Below are 15,240 nucleotides of genomic sequence, written 5' to 3' on the forward strand. Positions count from 1 at the left end.
AGTATTTTTCCTGTTGAGCTGCACAATAACTAAAGCCTGCATGTTCTTTGAAGTTTTTATGTCTTTTTGCTCGACTATAGCGACAGACAGGAATAGGAAATCCATCAATAAAATGAATATTATCCTGACCATAATATGTAGTTAAGCGAGCTATGATTTTCTGATTGATCTGCCATAAGTTTGCACAATGTTTACAAAAATTAGGATATGACCCCAGTTTTGGAAACCAAGCTAACCAGTTGTTTTTAAAATACATCCAGATACTTTTATCTGTATCCATTCCAAGGAATTCACCCACAATTTGCATTGTGATAATTTCAATATCGGTAAGAGCGGGTGGAAAGCCACGAGTTCTGAGTGGTTTATTAACAACAATTGGATATAGCTCATCTATAATTAAATAGACAAAGATGATAAATTCTTCAATGGACATAACTGTAATTTTATTTTCTTGGTCGAAATTAAAGTGAGGTTATGTCCTTCTCATTTCAATGACTTAAAAAGTTGAGATTGGCGTATAAAGAATATAGTTTTACTATTTGAAGATTATCATATAAAAAAAATGGCGCAAAGAGCGCCATTCTCATTTGCTCAGAACCTTATAGAGTAGTTCCCACACTTACGCCTACAGTTGGCTTCAAGTTCATTGAACTACAGCCGATAAAGGTCAAGCTCAGACATAACACAACTAAGATTTTATTCATGAATCAATCCTTGAGATTTAGCCTGGTTAAACAAGGTCGCTGAACGTGTACCACTCCGGCAAACCATCAAAATAGGTTTAGGCAGTTCATTATAATATCGAGCAAATTCCTCAATATTGGCCTGAGAAAGCTGGCCACTCACCACAGGCTGATAAATTACACTCACTTGAGATTTCTCCGCAATGGAGCGTAATTGACTCACCGTGACATTATTGCCAGTTTCCTGATCCGGCCGGTTTACAATCACAGATTTGAAACCTTGCTGAATCAATTGCTGAAACTTGCTTAAGGTCATTTCACCTGACACACTCAGCGAAGAGGTCATTGCACGGCTGAGATCATTTGCGGCAAAACCAAGTGAGCTGACACTTAAACAGCTTGCCAGTACTACAATTTTCCAAAAAGACTTAGTCATCCAGCAGGTCCATCTGTTTTGCCAGTTGATATAAATTATTTGAGCGATTTCCAGTACGGCAGAACATCAGAATAGGTTTCGGTAATTCATTATAATGATTGGCAAAAGTACGTACATCGAGCTCAGTAATCTGACCAGCGACGACAGGCTGAAAGACATAATCCAGACCGGCACTGCGTGCAGCTTCTTCAATTTGTGCACTGGTCGGCTGCTCAGAACCACCTTCCATATCCGGGCGGTTATTGATAATAGATTTAAAACCTTTCTCGACCACCTGAGTCACGTGTTCCGGACCAATTTGACCAGCAAAGCCTACATTTTCGCTCATGACGCCACTCCATCATTTCATTTATATCGATATGCTTTATGATAGCATTAAGCGGAAAACATGCTGAAGCTGTTGTGAAATTTTTATAAATGATGATCACCATAAGATAACGCAATGGAGCGCGTATGCAGGCTTATACAGTTGAGCCACTGTATGTAAAAAGCGGTCAGGATGTGATTGCTGCAGATTTTTATTGGCCTAAAAATATAGAAAAACCGGCCGTGATCTTGATGGCCCATGGTCTGGCGGCCTTACGTCAATTTAAACTGGTGCACTATGCCCAGCATTTTGCCAGTGCCGGCTATGCGGTGGTGTTATTCGATTATCGCTATTGGGGCGGCAGTACCGGGCGACCGCGTGAGCTGGTATCCATTAATGCCCAGCTGGATGACTGGCGAACCATGATCAGGCATATTCAGGCACGTAAGTCGATTGATAGTCAACGGATCGTGCTCTGGGGAACTGCCTTAAGCGGAGGGCATGTACTCACTCTGGCAGCAGAACTGAAAAATATTCAGGCCGCAATGGTACAGGTGCCTTTTGTCGATGGGGCTGAAAGTGCCAGGTTTTATCCTTTGCAGCAACTCCCTAAGGCACTTAAGGTTTCTAGTCAGGACTATATGGGAAGCAAGGTCGGTATGCAGCCCAAAACCTTGCCGGTGGTCGATCCTTACGAGCTGTGTTTTATGCCGACACAGGACAGCTACGAGGGTTATCTGTCGATTGTGAATCCGGATTATTATTGGAGTGGTCAAATTCCTGCGCGGGTCTTTTTTAATTTAATGCGTTATCGCCCGATTCAGCAAGTTAGAAAAATCACCATTCCTGTGCTGTTTATTGCAGCAAAACTGGATAGTTTAATTCCGATTGAATCCAGTCGCGAAACCGTGACCAATCTTGCACCGTTTGTACAATATCAGGAGTGGAATATCCGGCATTTTGATATTTATCATGGTGAATGGTTTGAAAAAGCCGTTTCAACCCAATTAGAATTCCTACATCAACATATTGGAGTACGCTAGATGATTATTGTATGCCCAGAATGTCAGGCCAAAAATCGTGTTCCTGAAGATAAACTCACCGCCAACCCTGCCTGTGGTCAATGTCATCAGGCCCTGATTCCATTGGCGCCAATTGAATTAAATGAGCAGAATTTCAGCCAGTTTGTCACCCATAGTGATTTACCAATCCTGATTGATCTCTGGGCAGAATGGTGTGGCCCCTGTAAAATGATGGCACCGCATTTTGCGACTGTCGCGCAGCAATATCCAAACGTGGTTTTTGCAAAAATTGATACCGAAGCGAATCCGCGCTTAAGTTCAGCATTTAATGTTCGCAGTATTCCGACGCTGGTGTTGATGAATAAAAGCAACGAAATTGCTAGAATAAGCGGTGCATTACGATCAAGCGAACTACAAAAATGGCTTGATCAGCAGTTAAATACCCAACCCTAATTCAAATGCCTGGAGTGAATGTGTCAGATTCTCAAGTAAAACCAGAGGGGATTCTTTCCCTACAAACGATCGCAATGCCTGCAGATACCAACTGGAGTGGTGATGTGTTTGGTGGCTGGATCGTTTCACAAATGGACTTGGCAGGCGCGATTCACGCAGAACGATTTTCAAAGGGACGTTGTGCCACGATTTCGATTAACCAGATGACCTTTCTGGTTCCAGTGAAAGTCGGGGATGTCATTAGCTGTTATACCCAGATTTTAAAAGTTGGCAAGACCTCTATTCAGATGGAAATTGAAGTCTGGGACAGTCATGATGATTCACGTGCGCCGATTCGTGTCACAGAAGGAGTATTTACTTTTGTCGCGGTCGATGTAAAAGGCAATAAGCGTCTGATTCCAGAGGAAGCCAAACAGAAGTTTTTAGAGTCTCAAGCAGCCCAATGATTGAATGAGATATAAAAAAAATCCCAGAGATCATCTCTGGGATTTTTCTTGCGTAGAAAGAATTATGATTGCTTGAGCTGATCTTTGGCAATCCAGGCCCAGAGCATTTCACATTGAATCGGCGTTTCACCGGATTCATCCGTGACCGTGACCTGAACCAATGTTTCGCCTTTATCGGAGCTTTGCATGAGTGCTTGTTGCTCCGGCGTCAAGGTAGCGACTGCAGTCATGGCGCCTTTGGTCGGACGTTTAAAATCAATCTTCAAACTTTTGATTAATACAATCGCGGTATCCGGCACATTCATTGCCGTCACAAAGCCGGTCGCAGTTTCTGCCACTAAGGCCATGGCGCAGGCATGTACCTGACCAATATGGTTTTGCATGGCTTTATGGTTGGCGATTGTGACCACCACTTTTTCCCCACTGAGTTCTACATAGCGAATCTTGGCAGAACCTACCATGGGAATAATCCGACCAAAGGTTTTACTCAATAAAGTACTACGAATAGCTTGAGGTAGTCTGGAAGTAGCTTTTACCAGTTTGGTCAGTCGATTGCGATGCGTCATAATTCCTTCTTTAAGACACTGTGCGGTCTTAATCTTTAAAGTTATTGAACTGTAAAGGCAGACCAAATTGCTGTTCTTTTAAGAAGGTCATCACTTGTTGCAAAGTGTCGCGCTTCTTGTCCGTTACACGAATCTTGTCACCCTGAATAGAAGATTGCGCTTTAATGCCGCTTTCTTTAATGGCTTTATTGATTTTTTTTGCGGTATCAGAGTCAAGACCGTCTTTGAGCTTGATCACCTGAATCACGTTTTTACCAGAAGCGGTCATTTTCTGTGGATCGAGTGCCTGAATATCAACTTTGCGTTTAAAGAAATGACTTTCGAGCATGCTATACACTTGTTCACACTGGAAATCACTTTCAGTCGAAATCTTGATTTCCTTGTTTTTTTCATTCAGTTCAATAGAAACGTCCTGACCGCGGAAGTCAAAGCGGGTCGCAATTTCTTTTTGCGTGTTTTGAACTGCATGATTTACTTCAAAAATTTCTAATTCAGAAACAATATCGAAAGAAGGCATGGTTTAGACCTTTACAAATGGAAAGAATATCTGAGATGCTAGGGATGTTTTCTTCATTTGCCAAGTGTTGTTTACATCAAAGGAGTGCGCAATGATCCGTAAACAAGAAATTACAACATTTGAGTTCCCAGAAAATGCAATTATCTGGGATGTACGCGATACAAGTGCTTTTGCTGAAGTACACGTGAAAGGGGCGGTGAATCAGCCCATTAACGATCTTTCAGCAGAGAGCCTAACTCAGGTGTCAGCGGATCAACCCATTTACATCTTGTGTGGTGGGGGTAGTAAAGCTCCACGTGCTGCTGAAAAACTAGAGGGTTTTGACAGTTCACGTGAATATGTCATTCTGATGGGGGGTACTCGTGCCGCCCGTGATGCAGGCTTACCGCTTGAACAGGGTGCATAAGCATTCTGTTAAAAAAAAGCGCCGCAAGGCGCTTTTTTATTGGCTGAAATTTAATCCCTCCCAACCTCCCTTTTCTAAAGGGAGGAGCTACAGGTTCTAAAGGGAGGAGCTACAGGCATTCTATTTATTCATAAAAGTATAAAAAAGTCCCCCTTTAAAAAAGGGGGACTTAGAGGGATTCATGCAAAAGGGTAATTAAATTTGTGGCTTAAAATAAGGCTTCTTGGTTTTTACTTTCTTTTGAAAGCGGCTCACGCTGAGTTTTTTAACCAGACTTGCCGGAACAGGATAGGCTTCACCCAGAATCTGGGCGGCCAGAATTTCACTACAAAGGGGTGCAAATAAAAAGCCTTTGGAGCCTAGACCGGCAAAACTATAAATTTCCTGTTCAGGCTGCATTTTACCGAGTAAAGGAAAGTAATCCTGACTTTGGGCACGTAGCGCTGCACGGCCATGCCAGGTGTCCATCGGTGCTAATGACGCGGCATAATCTGGAAAGACGCTCTGGAGCAGCTCATGATTATGTGCATGATCTTCTGGGAGCACCTCTGTATCCTCCCGGCCGGGATGGAAAGATGCACCGAGAATTAAATGTGTATCATCCAGTTGCATACAATACCCACCGTAGTTATAAGCAGTATCTTTGCTTAAAGGCTGAGCGCTATTGTTTAGCCAGCTCACTTGTCCACGAATTGGCTTGAGTGCCGGATAATGCTCAAAGAATTGTGCTGTCTCGCGCGCGCTACAAACCAGCGCATGATCAAACTGACCCAAACAATTTTCATTTTCAAAAAGTTTGGGTTGAGATAGCTGCTCAATTTTGGTGATTTTTGCTTGGATATATTTAATATTCGGATGCTGTAAAATTTCATCACGCAATTGATGCGGAGAAATAGTTCCTGCTGCTAAAAGTTTTAAACTTGAATATTCAGTATGCAGTTTCTGCTCATCCGCCGTTTGCACTGAAAGAATATGTGCTGGATATTCATTTGCCAGACTTAAAAGAGTCTCGGGATGTTTGAGTGCCAATTGACTGACCTGAATCGGTCGAAAGGCTTTGAATTTTGCATAATGAGTCAGCGCATGTTGCCAAGCCAAGGTCATTAAATGTTCTGCACTCTGCTCAATCGGGCAGAGTTTTGGGTTCAGGAGCGCAAGCGGGTTACCAGAACCACCAGCAAGTGGCGCTGATTGATCGTAAATCGTGACTTGGCGGCCACGCTGCGCAAAGGCCCAAGCAGCACTTAAACCTGCGATTCCGGCACCAATAACCGCAATCTGGCGTATGTTAAATTCAAGTTCAGGATTTAATGCTGTTTTTTTTTGAGTAATATCTTGATCTGCACCCGAATTGGCTGGTTCAGATAGCTTCCAGATGGCTTTAAGCATTTCACGTTTATGCCCAAAACCTCTTGGACGTGAAATAGAAATCCCATGATTCTTTAGGCCACGTTTCAGGACACCTGCGACACTAAAAGAAGCGAAAGTGGTGCCGATCTCGGATAAACGCACAATATTATTTAAAACATTTTCTTCCCACATGTCTGGATTACAAGACGGCGCAAAACCATCCAGAAACCATGCATTCACAGGTGCGGTTTTTTCCATGATGGGAAATACATCATGGGCATCTCCAAGCCACAAGTCGATTGAGAAACGTTCTTCCCGGAAGCTTAAACGGTGGCAGCCTGCAATTGGCATCGGATATTGGGAAATCAGTTGATCTGCCAATGGCTTGAGTTCAGGCCAGACATTTAAAGCGCGAATCAGATCGGGTTTAGAGAGCGGAAATTTCTCCACTGAAATCGCATGCAAATGACTGTGATTGTCCGGACGGGTCTGTTGCCAGAGCTGCCATAACGCCAGAATATTCAGGCCTGTGCCAAAGCCGGTTTCGCCCACACAAAAATATTCAAACGGTTTTAAGTCAGTCAGGCGGGTCGGCAGGTCATTGCCATTTAAAAAAACATGGCGGGTTTCCAGCAAACCATTGTCTTTAGAAAAATAAACATCGCCAAACTGTTTAGAGACAGGCACTTCAATGCCATCCACCAATTGCCAATCGAGATCGGCGGTTTGAATTGCATGCGACAAAACGACTACAACCTTAAATAAGTCCGAAAGGGGAGTAGATTACCATTGACGGCGACGTTTGGTATAAACGTAACTGGCAATCAGAAAGCCCAGCAAAACGCCCACGGCCAACGTGGCAGCACCATACAGGAACATCTGCGCACTGCGTTCGCTTTGTAAAACCTGTACTTGCACGCCAAGATTGTCATTTCTGAGCTGTAGTTCCTGATTTTGTGCTAACGCTTCCAGATTGGCTTTTTCCAGCTGTTGCAGACGTGTCGCCTGATCTTTCACCAAGGCTTTTACTTTGGCATCTTGCTGAGCTTTATTTCTGGCGAGTTCTTCAGCAGTCAGTGGCTTATTTCCAGTTGCCGGAAGGGCTTGAGATGCTGTTGCAGCCACAGGGATGATTGCAGGTTTTGGCGTAGCAGTGGGGGGTGCGACTGCAGCTTGTACAGCGGCGGCGGCGACACTGTTCGGTGTTGTCTGAACTGTGGCAACTTCTACTGCCCATACAGAATGAAAGGTACAACAGAGGCCAATAACACTGGCAAGAACAACACGCATAAACCTTATCCTTGAGGGAATGCTTTGTTAAACGGTTTCACATCAATCTGTGCATATACACCTTCTTTCAGGAAGGGTTCATCCTCTAGCCAGGTATCCAGGTCTTCACGGCTGTCAAAATCGACAATGATGGTACTGCCATAAAAGCCGGCTTGTGGATTACTCGGATCTTTCGGCATCGCGCCTGCAACAATCAGACGGCCTTCATCATTCAGCTTTTGCAAGCGGGCAAGATGTTGTGGACGAATGGCAAGACGTTTCTCCACTGTACCTTCCTGATCGGTACAGCTAACGACAAATAATGGCATGATGATTCTCAATCGTTTGTAGTTGGATTTATTCAGCAGTCTTAAAGTATTTACGCAATACAATAAACTGGATAATGATAAAGGAAAACATCACGATCATGTCACCGAATGCCGTGAATTCGCCCCAATATTTTCCATCCAGCCACAAGTAGGCAAAGAAGGTATGTAAAAATGACATCAGTGCAAACATGGCGACCCAGGCATAGTTCAGTTTGATCCAGCCTTTTTCACTTAAGTTGAAAACCGGGCCAAACAGACGCTGAATCAGTGGCTTTTTATCTTTACTAAACCAAGGCGACAGCAGGAATACGCCCGCAAAGACCAGATTCAGCAATACCGCCTTTAAACGGATATAGAAATCGTCGCTCAGCATCAGAGTGATCCCACCAAAAATCACGGTCATAAACAGCACAATCCATTGCTGCTTATCCAAGCGGAATTTTTGCATGACAAATAACGCACCATAGACCACCAGCATAGCAATAATCAGACCAGTGGTTGCCACAAGAATATTATTATTGTCGACACCCCCCGCAGAACCGATCAATTGCAAAAGTTGATGGTCAGTGTCTTTTGGATCTACAGTTTTATATAAATAAAAGAAAATAATGAGTGGCACAAAGTCTAAAAGTGCTTTCATGTTAGAGTATCTAAATCTGATTAAATAAATGTCATAGTATAGAGATGCACGGCGTAGATTTACATACACATAGCAATATTTCTGATGGAACTTTAACTCCACAGCAATTGGTCGAGGCTGCCGTAGAGAAATCGGTGCATACTTTGGCATTGACAGATCACGACACTATGGATGGCCTGGAACTGGCACAAGAAGCCGCTAAAAATCATGAGATTAAGATCATTTCTGGGGTGGAAATCTCCAGCCAGTGGTCACGTCCAGCCACCAAGAAAAATTATGGCGTGCATATTGTTGCACTGAATATGCAAAATCCTGAGCCTTTACAAAAAGCCCTCAATCAGCAGAAGAAAATCAGGGCGGAACGCTCGAAACAGATCTGTGACTTACTGATTCCTTTAATTGGTCAGGATATTTATGCCGATGTACTGGTCAAAGTCGATAATATCCCTGATCGGGTAACACGGACGCATATTGCCAAAACCTTAGTAGAAAAGGGCATTGTGACTCGCCCGCAACAGGCTTTTGATAAGTACATCAAGGAAGGTAAGAAAGCCTATGTCAAATTTGATGGCTTGAGTCTTGAAGACACGGTTCAGGTGATTCATGAAAGTGGCGGTTTTGCAGTGCTGGCACATCCGACCAAATATGACCTATCTGCAACCAACATTCGTTACCTGATCGAGATCTTTGCCAAGTTTGGTGGCGACGCCGTTGAACTGCCGCCAGCGGTAGATCCAAGTTCTACTCGCCAGATGGTCGATCGGATGATTGCGGAGCATCGTCTGAAAGTTTCGATTGGCAGTGACTTTCATGGCGACCATATGCCATGGATCAGACTCGGGAATGTGCCGAGCCTAAAACCGGGACAAGTCGGGATTTGGGAGAGTTTTGTTGATTGAGTGCTTTACTCGAACTTTGTTCTTGCAAAGCAGAAGTGCCCTTTGCTGATAGAAAAGGGCAAGAGAAAAATAAATTACAGTAGGTTATGATCTTTGGCCTGAATCGGTGGTGGGGTTGGTTTGCCTAATGTGCCTAAGAGTTCAATTTCAATGGTACGTACCATCGAATCGAGTGGCAAATCATTACTTTGCGTGCCAAAAGGTTCTTCAATTTCTGAGCTTAAGGCATCCAGTCCTAAAAAGGTATAAGCTAAAATACCGACCAGTAAGGGCGTAAATAAGCCCAATGTTGAACCCAGACTAAAGGGCAAAATAAAACAGAAAAAATAGACGGTACGATTCAGCAAGACCGAATAGGCAAAAGGCAAAGGCGTTGTCGCAATCCGGTCGCAACCAGTCTGGACAATACTTAGTTCTGCCACGTGATTATTCATCTGCATATAGATGATGTCTGAGATTTCACCTTCTTTGAGTGCCTGCATTAACTCCCATTGAATCAGGCTTAAGGTATATTGCGGCGCGTTGGCCTGTTGATAGAGCTGGGTCACCGCTTGCTGGCTCATGCCGCTGGTTTCAACCAGTTCGGTCGGATTGGCTGTCTGATGGCGTAGCCGGTCACGGAGAACATTGGCAAAGACAATCACGTGCTGAATCACACGTTCACGGCGACCTTGGGACAGCATCCGGCAATCCCGGTCAAAATGTCGTGAATTGGCAATCAGAATACCCCAGAGTTTGCGGGCTTCCCACCAGCGGTCATAACAGGCCGAATTCTTAAATCCGAGAAAGATCGACAGTACCACTCCAATCAGGGTAAAGCCGACCAGAGGTAATTCTGGAAAATGAAAAGAGCCAATATGTGACAAGCCACCGATAATGGCCGAGATCAACATCACTACGCCTAAAGGTGGCAAAACTTTCGGCAAAATTGTACCTCGCCAGGAAAACAGCAATTTAAAAAGACTTGGCTGGTCACGTACAATCATTTATTGGAATCATCACAGTTTTTTCATGATCTTCTTGACTTGTGCCAGCTTTGTCAAGTGCTAATCACCTGTGTATTTCGGGTTGAATGAGTTGCTGCTCGGCAAAAGAAAAACTGCCCTCTAGGGCAATGATACAGTGGTCGATTAAATAAATATCGACCAGTTGACAGGCCTGCTGAATCTGGCGAGTCAGATGCAGATCTGCTGGAGAGGGATAGGCCCGGCCGAGTGGATGATTATGCGCAATTACAATTGAGGTTGCCTGCTGGGTAATTGCATAGCGCAGTAATTGATTAATCGAAATATCACATGCATTCACCGAGCCATAAAACAGTTTTTTAAAGCTGATTTTTCTTAAACTGGCATCCAGACACAGCACTGCAAACACTTCCTGAGTTTCACCGAGCAGTTCAAAACGTAAATAATCGCGTAGCCGTTTGGAATTATTGAGCTCCAGCGCATCCTGTTTCAGATGTTCGGAAATATAACGCCGTCCTAATTCCTTGACCGCCATGAGCTGGGTATATTTGCTAATACCCATGCCATGAAAGCGACTGACGTCTTCTAAGGGTGCATCCAGTAAGGCAGTGAGATGACCAAAATGCTGAATCAAGAGTAGGGCAAGTTCGACTGCGGAATGTTGCTGTGAGCCGGAACGCAGGAAAATTGCCAGTAGTTCGGCATCGGATAAACTTTCTGCACCATATTGAATTAAGCGTTCGCGCGGGCGTTCTTGTTCAGGCCAGTTTTTAATAGAAAATTGCATAGTTATTAGACTTATTTATTATGAATTATGTGTTTTCCCTGAAGCTGATCTCTTGGGAATGCCCTTATTTAATGCTATTGTGAGCCCCACTGCAACAGAAAGGTAGCCTGTTTGTGAGCTTCGACGTAAGTGTAATTCCTCATAAAAATATCATTTTAGCTGTGACTGGCGGCATTGCTGCCTATAAAAGTGCGATTCTGGTTCGTCGTCTGAAAGATGCCGGATTTAATGTGCGGGTGGTGATGACCCAAGGGGCACAGGCTTTTATTACACCTTTAACGTTTCAAGCCTTATCAGGCAATCCGGTCCATACGGCATTACTGGATCCTGAAGCGGAAGCAGGTATGGGGCATATCGAGCTGGCACGTTGGGCGGATCTGTTACTGGTTGCACCTGCAAGTTGTGACACCTTGGCAAAGTTTGCAGCAGGTCTGGCAGATGATTTGCTCAGTACTTTATATCTGGCGACCAAGGCACCGGTCTGGGTAGCGCCTGCCATGAACCAGCAAATGTGGGCAGCTAAGCCAACACAACGCAACTTGGCCACTTTAATTGAAGATGGTGTGCATGTGATCATGCCGGATGCCGGATCTCAAGCCTGTGGCGATGTGGGTTTAGGCCGTATGCCTGAGCCGGAAGATCTGGCACGACAAGTCACAGAATATTTCCATCAAGCACAGCGTGCGATCGCAGAAAAATTTGGTCAGCTTGCGGGTAAACGTGTCACCATCACCGCCGGTCCAACCCGTGAAGCGATTGATCCGGTACGTTATATTTCCAATCACAGTACCGGTAAAATGGGCTTTGCTCTGGCAGCTGCCTGTTATGCCGCTGGGGCAGATGTGACCCTGATTGCAGGGCCAGTGACTCTGGATACACCAAATGGTGTCAAACGCAAAAATGTCAGTTCTGCCGTAAAAATGCTCAATGAAAGCATGCAGATGCTGGAAGATGGCTGTGATATTTTTATTGCAACTGCTGCGGTGGCGGATTACCGCGTGGCGGAAGTTGCAGAACACAAAATTAAAAAATCTGGCGATGAGCTGAATGTGGCGCTTGTGAAAAATCCGGATATTGTTGCGACCATCGCCCAGCAAGAGAAACGTCCGTTTATGGTCGGTTTTGCGGCGGAAACCCGCAATATTGAAGAATATGCCGCGGGCAAACTGGTCGCGAAAAAACTGGATATGATTGCCTGCAATGATGTCTCACGTGCCGATATCGGTTTTGCGTCGGATGAAAATGCAATGACCGTATTCTTTGCCGAACAGTATCAGATGGATAAACGTGATCTGGAAAAAGCCTCCAAGCAGGAAATTGCCCAGCAACTGATCGAAGCAATTCATGATGCCTTGCATCGTGATCCATCCAGTGATGACGATTTTTAAAAGAATCTTCACAAAAAAAAAGCCCTGTTAGACTCAGGGCTTTTTTATGAGTAAATTTTTATCATTTATTCAAAAAGCTGTAGAAATCTTAAATAATTTAGTCATGATTCATGCACTGCTTATTTCTTGTTTTTTCAAAAAAGCATAAAATAGGTCACAGAATAAGCAAGCATAACAATACTGCATATATCAGCTATAAGCAGGAACAGGAAAGAAAAAGAAGGAGGCGCTATGAGAACAATCATTGTGTTATGGATGATCGCCTGTCTGGCTGGATGCAGTTACTTTGTCTCGATGGATGAATTGGCCAGAAATATTCAAGCGCAGATGCAACAGGAATTTAATTCCAATCAGGATTATCAACGCTATCGTTTTACTGTGCAGAAGGTCAAAATTGTCCAGCGGCAGGGCAATCAATTTAAAGCGATTTCTCATCTGAATTATCAGGGGGAGGCATATCCGGTCAATGTCAAAATTTTTAAGGTCGATGGAGGCTATAGGTGGGCGATCGAAGAGGATGCCTTTGCTTTTATTGATGAAATTGAAATAGAGCAATACCGGCAGCAACTGGATCGGGAGTTACAGCAGCTGGCTGCAGCCTTAGATGACCTGGAACCTGTAGATGAGTCAAAAGAACATGAGCGCGGTTCTCTGGTCACACCCATTGCCGAGCCAGAATTTCAAGGTGTTTCTTATCAGGAAGAACCGGTTCCGGTCGGTAATATCACCGCATATACTCAATAACGTCTTCGCTCATCTCTATAAAAAAGCACCGATGATCGGTGCTTTTTTATATCGATTAGACTTTTAAATTCGTATTTAGGATTCAACTTGCTGATGTTCACGCACATAGTCTTCAGTACGTTGCATTGCTTCTTGAATATTAAACAGCGCAGTTTCCACATCTTTCAAGGTTTTGGCATTGCCACCGCTTAGTGCCTGACGCCATTTACGTGCACCCGGCAAGTTCTGGAACAGTCCTAAAATATGACGGCTAATAATTGACAATGGTGCACCTTCTGCCATGCGCTGGGCAATATAAGGCAGCATTTGTTGCATGATCTCGAAACGATCAGGTGCATCCAGATTCCACAATTGGCCCAGTTCAGCCAATAAGTACGGATTATGATAGGCTTCGCGACCAATCATCACGCCATCGACATGTTTGAGATGTTCCAGCGTTTCGGCATAGGTCTTGATCCCGCCATTGATTTCAATCAGCAGATCAGGACGATCCTGCTTCAGGCGATAAACATCTTCATAACGCAGGGGCGGCACATCGCGGTTTTCTTTAGGCGATAGACCTTTTAATAAGGCAATTCGCGCGTGTACGATAAAATTATTGCAGCCGGTTTTGGCCACGGTATCGACAAAATGCAGCATTTCTTCATAAGACTGCATATCATCAATCCCGATCCGGTGTTTTACAGTCACTGGAATATCCACCGCATGCTGCATTTCAGCAATACATTCTGCGACTAAATCGGGTTCAGCCATGAGGCAGGCCCCAATTTTATTATTCTGTACCCGGTCACTCGGGCAACCCACATTTAAATTGACTTCGTTATAACCCCAATCCTGTGCCATCTTGGTACAGGTCGCGAGATCTTTAGGATTCGAGCCACCAAGTTGTAGCACGATCGGCTGTTCTTCGGTGTTAAAGTCCAAATGCCGTTTGGCATCCCCATAAATGATGGCACCTGTGGTGACCATTTCAGTGTACATAATCACATTTGGGTTAAACAGACGGGCAAAGAAGCGATAGTCTTTGGTGGTCCAATCCATCATCGGCGCAACACTGATTCGTGGTTGAAGTTTATTTTCAATGGTGGTCAGATCAGTCATTCAAAATTATGCCTTAACGAAATGGAAGAAGAAGGGATGAATAAATCACCCAAAGATTATTTTTTTTTGCCCAAGCTCGCTAGGCCAACATCGCAAAAAAAGAGGGCGTAATACTAGCATAAAATCAGCAGAACGACCCGGCGAACTTGAGTCAAGCCAGTAAGTCCAGGACATAAAACAAGAAATAAAATTAGAATTCCAAGTCATTCCAGAATGGTATATTTTGATAGTAGAAACACCAATATAAAAAATGATAGAAATAAGGAGAATAATTATGCTGTTATTGGAGGAGATTTATAAAAGCCATAAAGCACAAAATTCAGCACATTTTAACTTAAAAATTCATCGTGGCTTAGGCTGGTTTAAAAAAGCGCTAGACTTGGATCAAGATCTGGATTTTAAATTCATCAGTCTATGGATTGGTTTTCAGGCTATTTATGCAGAAGAGGATGATCGGGTTCAGGGAAAGGATAAGCTGCATCAATTTCTAGAAATACTTTGCCAAAATGATCTGGACCAGAAGATTAATCATATTGTCTGGGAAAAGTACAGTCAGCCAATCCACTCACTCTTAGCGAACCCCTATATGGAACAAAGTTTTTGGGATTATCGTCACCAGAAAATTAGTCTGGAACGCTGTAATGCTGAACTGGAAACACAGAAAAAAATCATACAGCATGCTTTAAATGAGCGAAATTCTGTAGAAATTTTAGTCGGGGTGTTTCGTCGTTTATATACATTACATCATCAGCTCATGCAGGGCGGAGTTACCTATCATAGTTCCCTGAATCACAAGTCACTCGAGGAAAGCTGCCGGATTCTGGCCGCTTTGCTGCCGGTCTTTATCTGTATTTTATTGGAAAATTCAGTTGCTCTAGATTTAAATAAACCTTTCTATCCAGCGGCTCAAGTCAGCTAAGTATAGTTAAGCA

The 15,240-nt window shown here is 43.9% G+C and carries 19 protein-coding genes and 1 pseudogene; 8 read left to right on the plus strand and 12 right to left on the minus strand.

Annotated features, from left to right (window positions below):
* From FTT73_RS12025 to FTT73_RS12035, 3 genes and pseudogenes are all read right to left on the minus strand, one after another.
* Nucleotides 1-433, minus strand: a pseudogene (locus tag FTT73_RS12025) (IS982 family transposase); the annotation flags it as partial.
* Nucleotides 434-696: 263 nt separating this feature from the next.
* Nucleotides 697-1,119, minus strand: a complete 423-nt coding sequence (locus FTT73_RS12030; protein ID WP_100329847.1) for a beta-lactamase hydrolase domain-containing protein — start codon at nucleotides 1,117-1,119, stop codon at nucleotides 697-699.
* Nucleotides 1,112-1,447 (minus strand): TIGR01244 family sulfur transferase, encoded by a 336-nt coding sequence (locus tag FTT73_RS12035; protein WP_005098133.1) that lies wholly within the window; start codon nucleotides 1,445-1,447, stop codon nucleotides 1,112-1,114. The genes FTT73_RS12030 and FTT73_RS12035 overlap by 8 nt, the downstream gene beginning before the upstream one ends.
* 125 nt (nucleotides 1,448-1,572) lie before the next feature.
* Between FTT73_RS12035 and FTT73_RS12040 the strand changes: the two genes are divergently transcribed.
* The 3 genes from FTT73_RS12040 to FTT73_RS12050 are packed head-to-tail and all read left to right on the plus strand — an operon-like array spanning nucleotide 1,573 to nucleotide 3,347.
* On the plus strand, nucleotides 1,573-2,469 hold the full coding sequence (locus FTT73_RS12040; RefSeq protein ID WP_180078700.1) for an alpha/beta hydrolase: 897 nt from the start codon (nucleotides 1,573-1,575) through the stop codon (nucleotides 2,467-2,469).
* Complete coding sequence (trxC, locus tag FTT73_RS12045) at nucleotides 2,470-2,901, plus strand: thioredoxin TrxC (RefSeq protein ID WP_005098120.1); 432 nt, start codon at nucleotides 2,470-2,472, stop codon at nucleotides 2,899-2,901. It begins immediately after the preceding gene.
* A gap of 5 nt (nucleotides 2,902-2,906) precedes the next feature.
* Nucleotides 2,907-3,347, plus strand: coding sequence for an acyl-CoA thioesterase (locus FTT73_RS12050; protein ID WP_218944670.1), 441 nt, complete (start codon nucleotides 2,907-2,909; stop codon nucleotides 3,345-3,347).
* A 62-nt stretch (nucleotides 3,348-3,409) separates the two neighbouring features.
* Here FTT73_RS12050 and FTT73_RS12055 read toward each other — a convergent pair whose 3' ends face one another.
* Nucleotides 3,410-3,913: a DUF4442 domain-containing protein gene (locus tag FTT73_RS12055; protein ID WP_005098116.1), complete on the minus strand. Its 504-nt coding sequence runs from the start codon at nucleotides 3,911-3,913 to the stop codon at nucleotides 3,410-3,412.
* Between the two features lie 28 nt (nucleotides 3,914-3,941).
* Nucleotides 3,942-4,430 (minus strand): YajQ family cyclic di-GMP-binding protein, encoded by a 489-nt coding sequence (locus FTT73_RS12060; protein WP_005098115.1) that lies wholly within the window; start codon nucleotides 4,428-4,430, stop codon nucleotides 3,942-3,944.
* 91 nt (nucleotides 4,431-4,521) lie between these two features.
* Between FTT73_RS12060 and FTT73_RS12065 the strand changes: the two genes are divergently transcribed.
* The gene (locus tag FTT73_RS12065; protein ID WP_180191482.1) at nucleotides 4,522-4,836 is read left to right on the plus strand and encodes a rhodanese-like domain-containing protein; all 315 of its coding nucleotides are present in this window, start codon (nucleotides 4,522-4,524) and stop codon (nucleotides 4,834-4,836) included.
* A 195-nt stretch (nucleotides 4,837-5,031) separates the two neighbouring features.
* Here the strand turns inward: FTT73_RS12065 and mnmC are convergent, their stop codons facing one another.
* Genes mnmC through FTT73_RS12085 form a run of 4 tightly spaced genes read right to left on the minus strand, consistent with a single transcriptional unit; the run spans nucleotide 5,032 to nucleotide 8,424 of the window.
* A complete protein-coding gene (mnmC, locus tag FTT73_RS12070) occupies nucleotides 5,032-6,930 on the minus strand; it encodes an FAD-dependent 5-carboxymethylaminomethyl-2-thiouridine(34) oxidoreductase MnmC (protein ID WP_180191483.1) in 1,899 nt (632 codons plus the stop codon).
* A 39-nt stretch (nucleotides 6,931-6,969) separates the two neighbouring features.
* Complete coding sequence (locus FTT73_RS12075) at nucleotides 6,970-7,476, minus strand: hypothetical protein (protein ID WP_100329844.1); 507 nt, start codon at nucleotides 7,474-7,476, stop codon at nucleotides 6,970-6,972.
* A 5-nt stretch (nucleotides 7,477-7,481) separates the two neighbouring features.
* Nucleotides 7,482-7,784: a YciI family protein gene (locus FTT73_RS12080; RefSeq protein WP_005098111.1), complete on the minus strand. Its 303-nt coding sequence runs from the start codon at nucleotides 7,782-7,784 to the stop codon at nucleotides 7,482-7,484.
* Nucleotides 7,785-7,812: 28 nt separating this feature from the next.
* On the minus strand, nucleotides 7,813-8,424 hold the full coding sequence (locus tag FTT73_RS12085) for a septation protein IspZ (protein WP_005168649.1): 612 nt from the start codon (nucleotides 8,422-8,424) through the stop codon (nucleotides 7,813-7,815).
* Between the two features lie 44 nt (nucleotides 8,425-8,468).
* On the opposite strand from FTT73_RS12085, the gene FTT73_RS12090 reads away from it, so the two are divergent.
* Nucleotides 8,469-9,323, plus strand: a complete 855-nt coding sequence (locus tag FTT73_RS12090; protein WP_005098107.1) for a PHP domain-containing protein — start codon at nucleotides 8,469-8,471, stop codon at nucleotides 9,321-9,323.
* Nucleotides 9,324-9,397: 74 nt separating this feature from the next.
* Here FTT73_RS12090 and FTT73_RS12095 read toward each other — a convergent pair whose 3' ends face one another.
* Both FTT73_RS12095 and radC read right to left on the minus strand, forming a co-directional pair.
* Nucleotides 9,398-10,309 (minus strand): bestrophin family protein, encoded by a 912-nt coding sequence (locus tag FTT73_RS12095; protein WP_005168648.1) that lies wholly within the window; start codon nucleotides 10,307-10,309, stop codon nucleotides 9,398-9,400.
* Nucleotides 10,310-10,373: 64 nt separating this feature from the next.
* The gene (gene radC / locus FTT73_RS12100; RefSeq protein ID WP_180191484.1) at nucleotides 10,374-11,075 is read right to left on the minus strand and encodes a DNA repair protein RadC; all 702 of its coding nucleotides are present in this window, start codon (nucleotides 11,073-11,075) and stop codon (nucleotides 10,374-10,376) included.
* A gap of 113 nt (nucleotides 11,076-11,188) precedes the next feature.
* On the opposite strand from radC, the gene coaBC reads away from it, so the two are divergent.
* A complete protein-coding gene (gene coaBC, locus FTT73_RS12105; protein ID WP_005098105.1) occupies nucleotides 11,189-12,463 on the plus strand; it encodes a bifunctional phosphopantothenoylcysteine decarboxylase/phosphopantothenate--cysteine ligase CoaBC in 1,275 nt (424 codons plus the stop codon).
* A 231-nt stretch (nucleotides 12,464-12,694) separates the two neighbouring features.
* Complete coding sequence (locus FTT73_RS12110) at nucleotides 12,695-13,207, plus strand: hypothetical protein (protein ID WP_180075584.1); 513 nt, start codon at nucleotides 12,695-12,697, stop codon at nucleotides 13,205-13,207.
* 75 nt (nucleotides 13,208-13,282) lie between these two features.
* On the opposite strand, the gene dusA is transcribed toward FTT73_RS12110, so the two are convergent.
* A complete protein-coding gene (gene dusA / locus FTT73_RS12115) occupies nucleotides 13,283-14,308 on the minus strand; it encodes a tRNA dihydrouridine(20/20a) synthase DusA (protein WP_100535415.1) in 1,026 nt (341 codons plus the stop codon).
* Between the two features lie 274 nt (nucleotides 14,309-14,582).
* On the opposite strand from dusA, the gene FTT73_RS12120 reads away from it, so the two are divergent.
* Nucleotides 14,583-15,227, plus strand: coding sequence for a hypothetical protein (locus tag FTT73_RS12120; protein ID WP_159516646.1), 645 nt, complete (start codon nucleotides 14,583-14,585; stop codon nucleotides 15,225-15,227).
* Nucleotides 15,228-15,240: the final 13 nt, after the last annotated feature.

It is taken from the genome of Acinetobacter sp. YH01006, from assembly GCF_013420445.1.
GTDB lineage: Bacteria > Pseudomonadota > Gammaproteobacteria > Pseudomonadales > Moraxellaceae > Acinetobacter > Acinetobacter pseudolwoffii.

What these genes read in the sequence shown, in the direction of transcription:
- FTT73_RS12075 (WP_100329844.1), bottom strand. Translation starts at nt 7,476, where the DNA reads ATGCGTGTTGTTCTTGCCAGTGTTATTGGCCTCTGTTGTACCTTTCAT.
- FTT73_RS12095 (WP_005168648.1), bottom strand. Translation starts at nt 10,309, where the DNA reads ATGATTGTACGTGACCAGCCAAGTCTTTTTAAATTGCTGTTTTCCTGG.
- FTT73_RS12080 (WP_005098111.1), bottom strand. Translation starts at nt 7,784, where the DNA reads ATGCCATTATTTGTCGTTAGCTGTACCGATCAGGAAGGTACAGTGGAG.
- FTT73_RS12040 (WP_180078700.1), top strand. Translation starts at nt 1,573, where the DNA reads ATGCAGGCTTATACAGTTGAGCCACTGTATGTAAAAAGCGGTCAGGAT.
- FTT73_RS12065 (WP_180191482.1), top strand. Translation starts at nt 4,522, where the DNA reads ATGATCCGTAAACAAGAAATTACAACATTTGAGTTCCCAGAAAATGCA.
- FTT73_RS12055 (WP_005098116.1), bottom strand. Translation starts at nt 3,913, where the DNA reads ATGACGCATCGCAATCGACTGACCAAACTGGTAAAAGCTACTTCCAGA.
- FTT73_RS12030 (WP_100329847.1), bottom strand. Translation starts at nt 1,119, where the DNA reads ATGACTAAGTCTTTTTGGAAAATTGTAGTACTGGCAAGCTGTTTAAGT.
- FTT73_RS12035 (WP_005098133.1), bottom strand. Translation starts at nt 1,447, where the DNA reads ATGAGCGAAAATGTAGGCTTTGCTGGTCAAATTGGTCCGGAACACGTG.
- radC (WP_180191484.1), bottom strand. Translation starts at nt 11,075, where the DNA reads ATGCAATTTTCTATTAAAAACTGGCCTGAACAAGAACGCCCGCGCGAA.
- dusA (WP_100535415.1), bottom strand. Translation starts at nt 14,308, where the DNA reads ATGACTGATCTGACCACCATTGAAAATAAACTTCAACCACGAATCAGT.
- trxC (WP_005098120.1), top strand. Translation starts at nt 2,470, where the DNA reads ATGATTATTGTATGCCCAGAATGTCAGGCCAAAAATCGTGTTCCTGAA.
- FTT73_RS12090 (WP_005098107.1), top strand. Translation starts at nt 8,469, where the DNA reads ATGCACGGCGTAGATTTACATACACATAGCAATATTTCTGATGGAACT.
- FTT73_RS12085 (WP_005168649.1), bottom strand. Translation starts at nt 8,424, where the DNA reads ATGAAAGCACTTTTAGACTTTGTGCCACTCATTATTTTCTTTTATTTA.
- FTT73_RS12060 (WP_005098115.1), bottom strand. Translation starts at nt 4,430, where the DNA reads ATGCCTTCTTTCGATATTGTTTCTGAATTAGAAATTTTTGAAGTAAAT.
- FTT73_RS12050 (WP_218944670.1), top strand. Translation starts at nt 2,907, where the DNA reads ATGCCTGGAGTGAATGTGTCAGATTCTCAAGTAAAACCAGAGGGGATT.
- FTT73_RS12120 (WP_159516646.1), top strand. Translation starts at nt 14,583, where the DNA reads ATGCTGTTATTGGAGGAGATTTATAAAAGCCATAAAGCACAAAATTCA.
- FTT73_RS12110 (WP_180075584.1), top strand. Translation starts at nt 12,695, where the DNA reads ATGAGAACAATCATTGTGTTATGGATGATCGCCTGTCTGGCTGGATGC.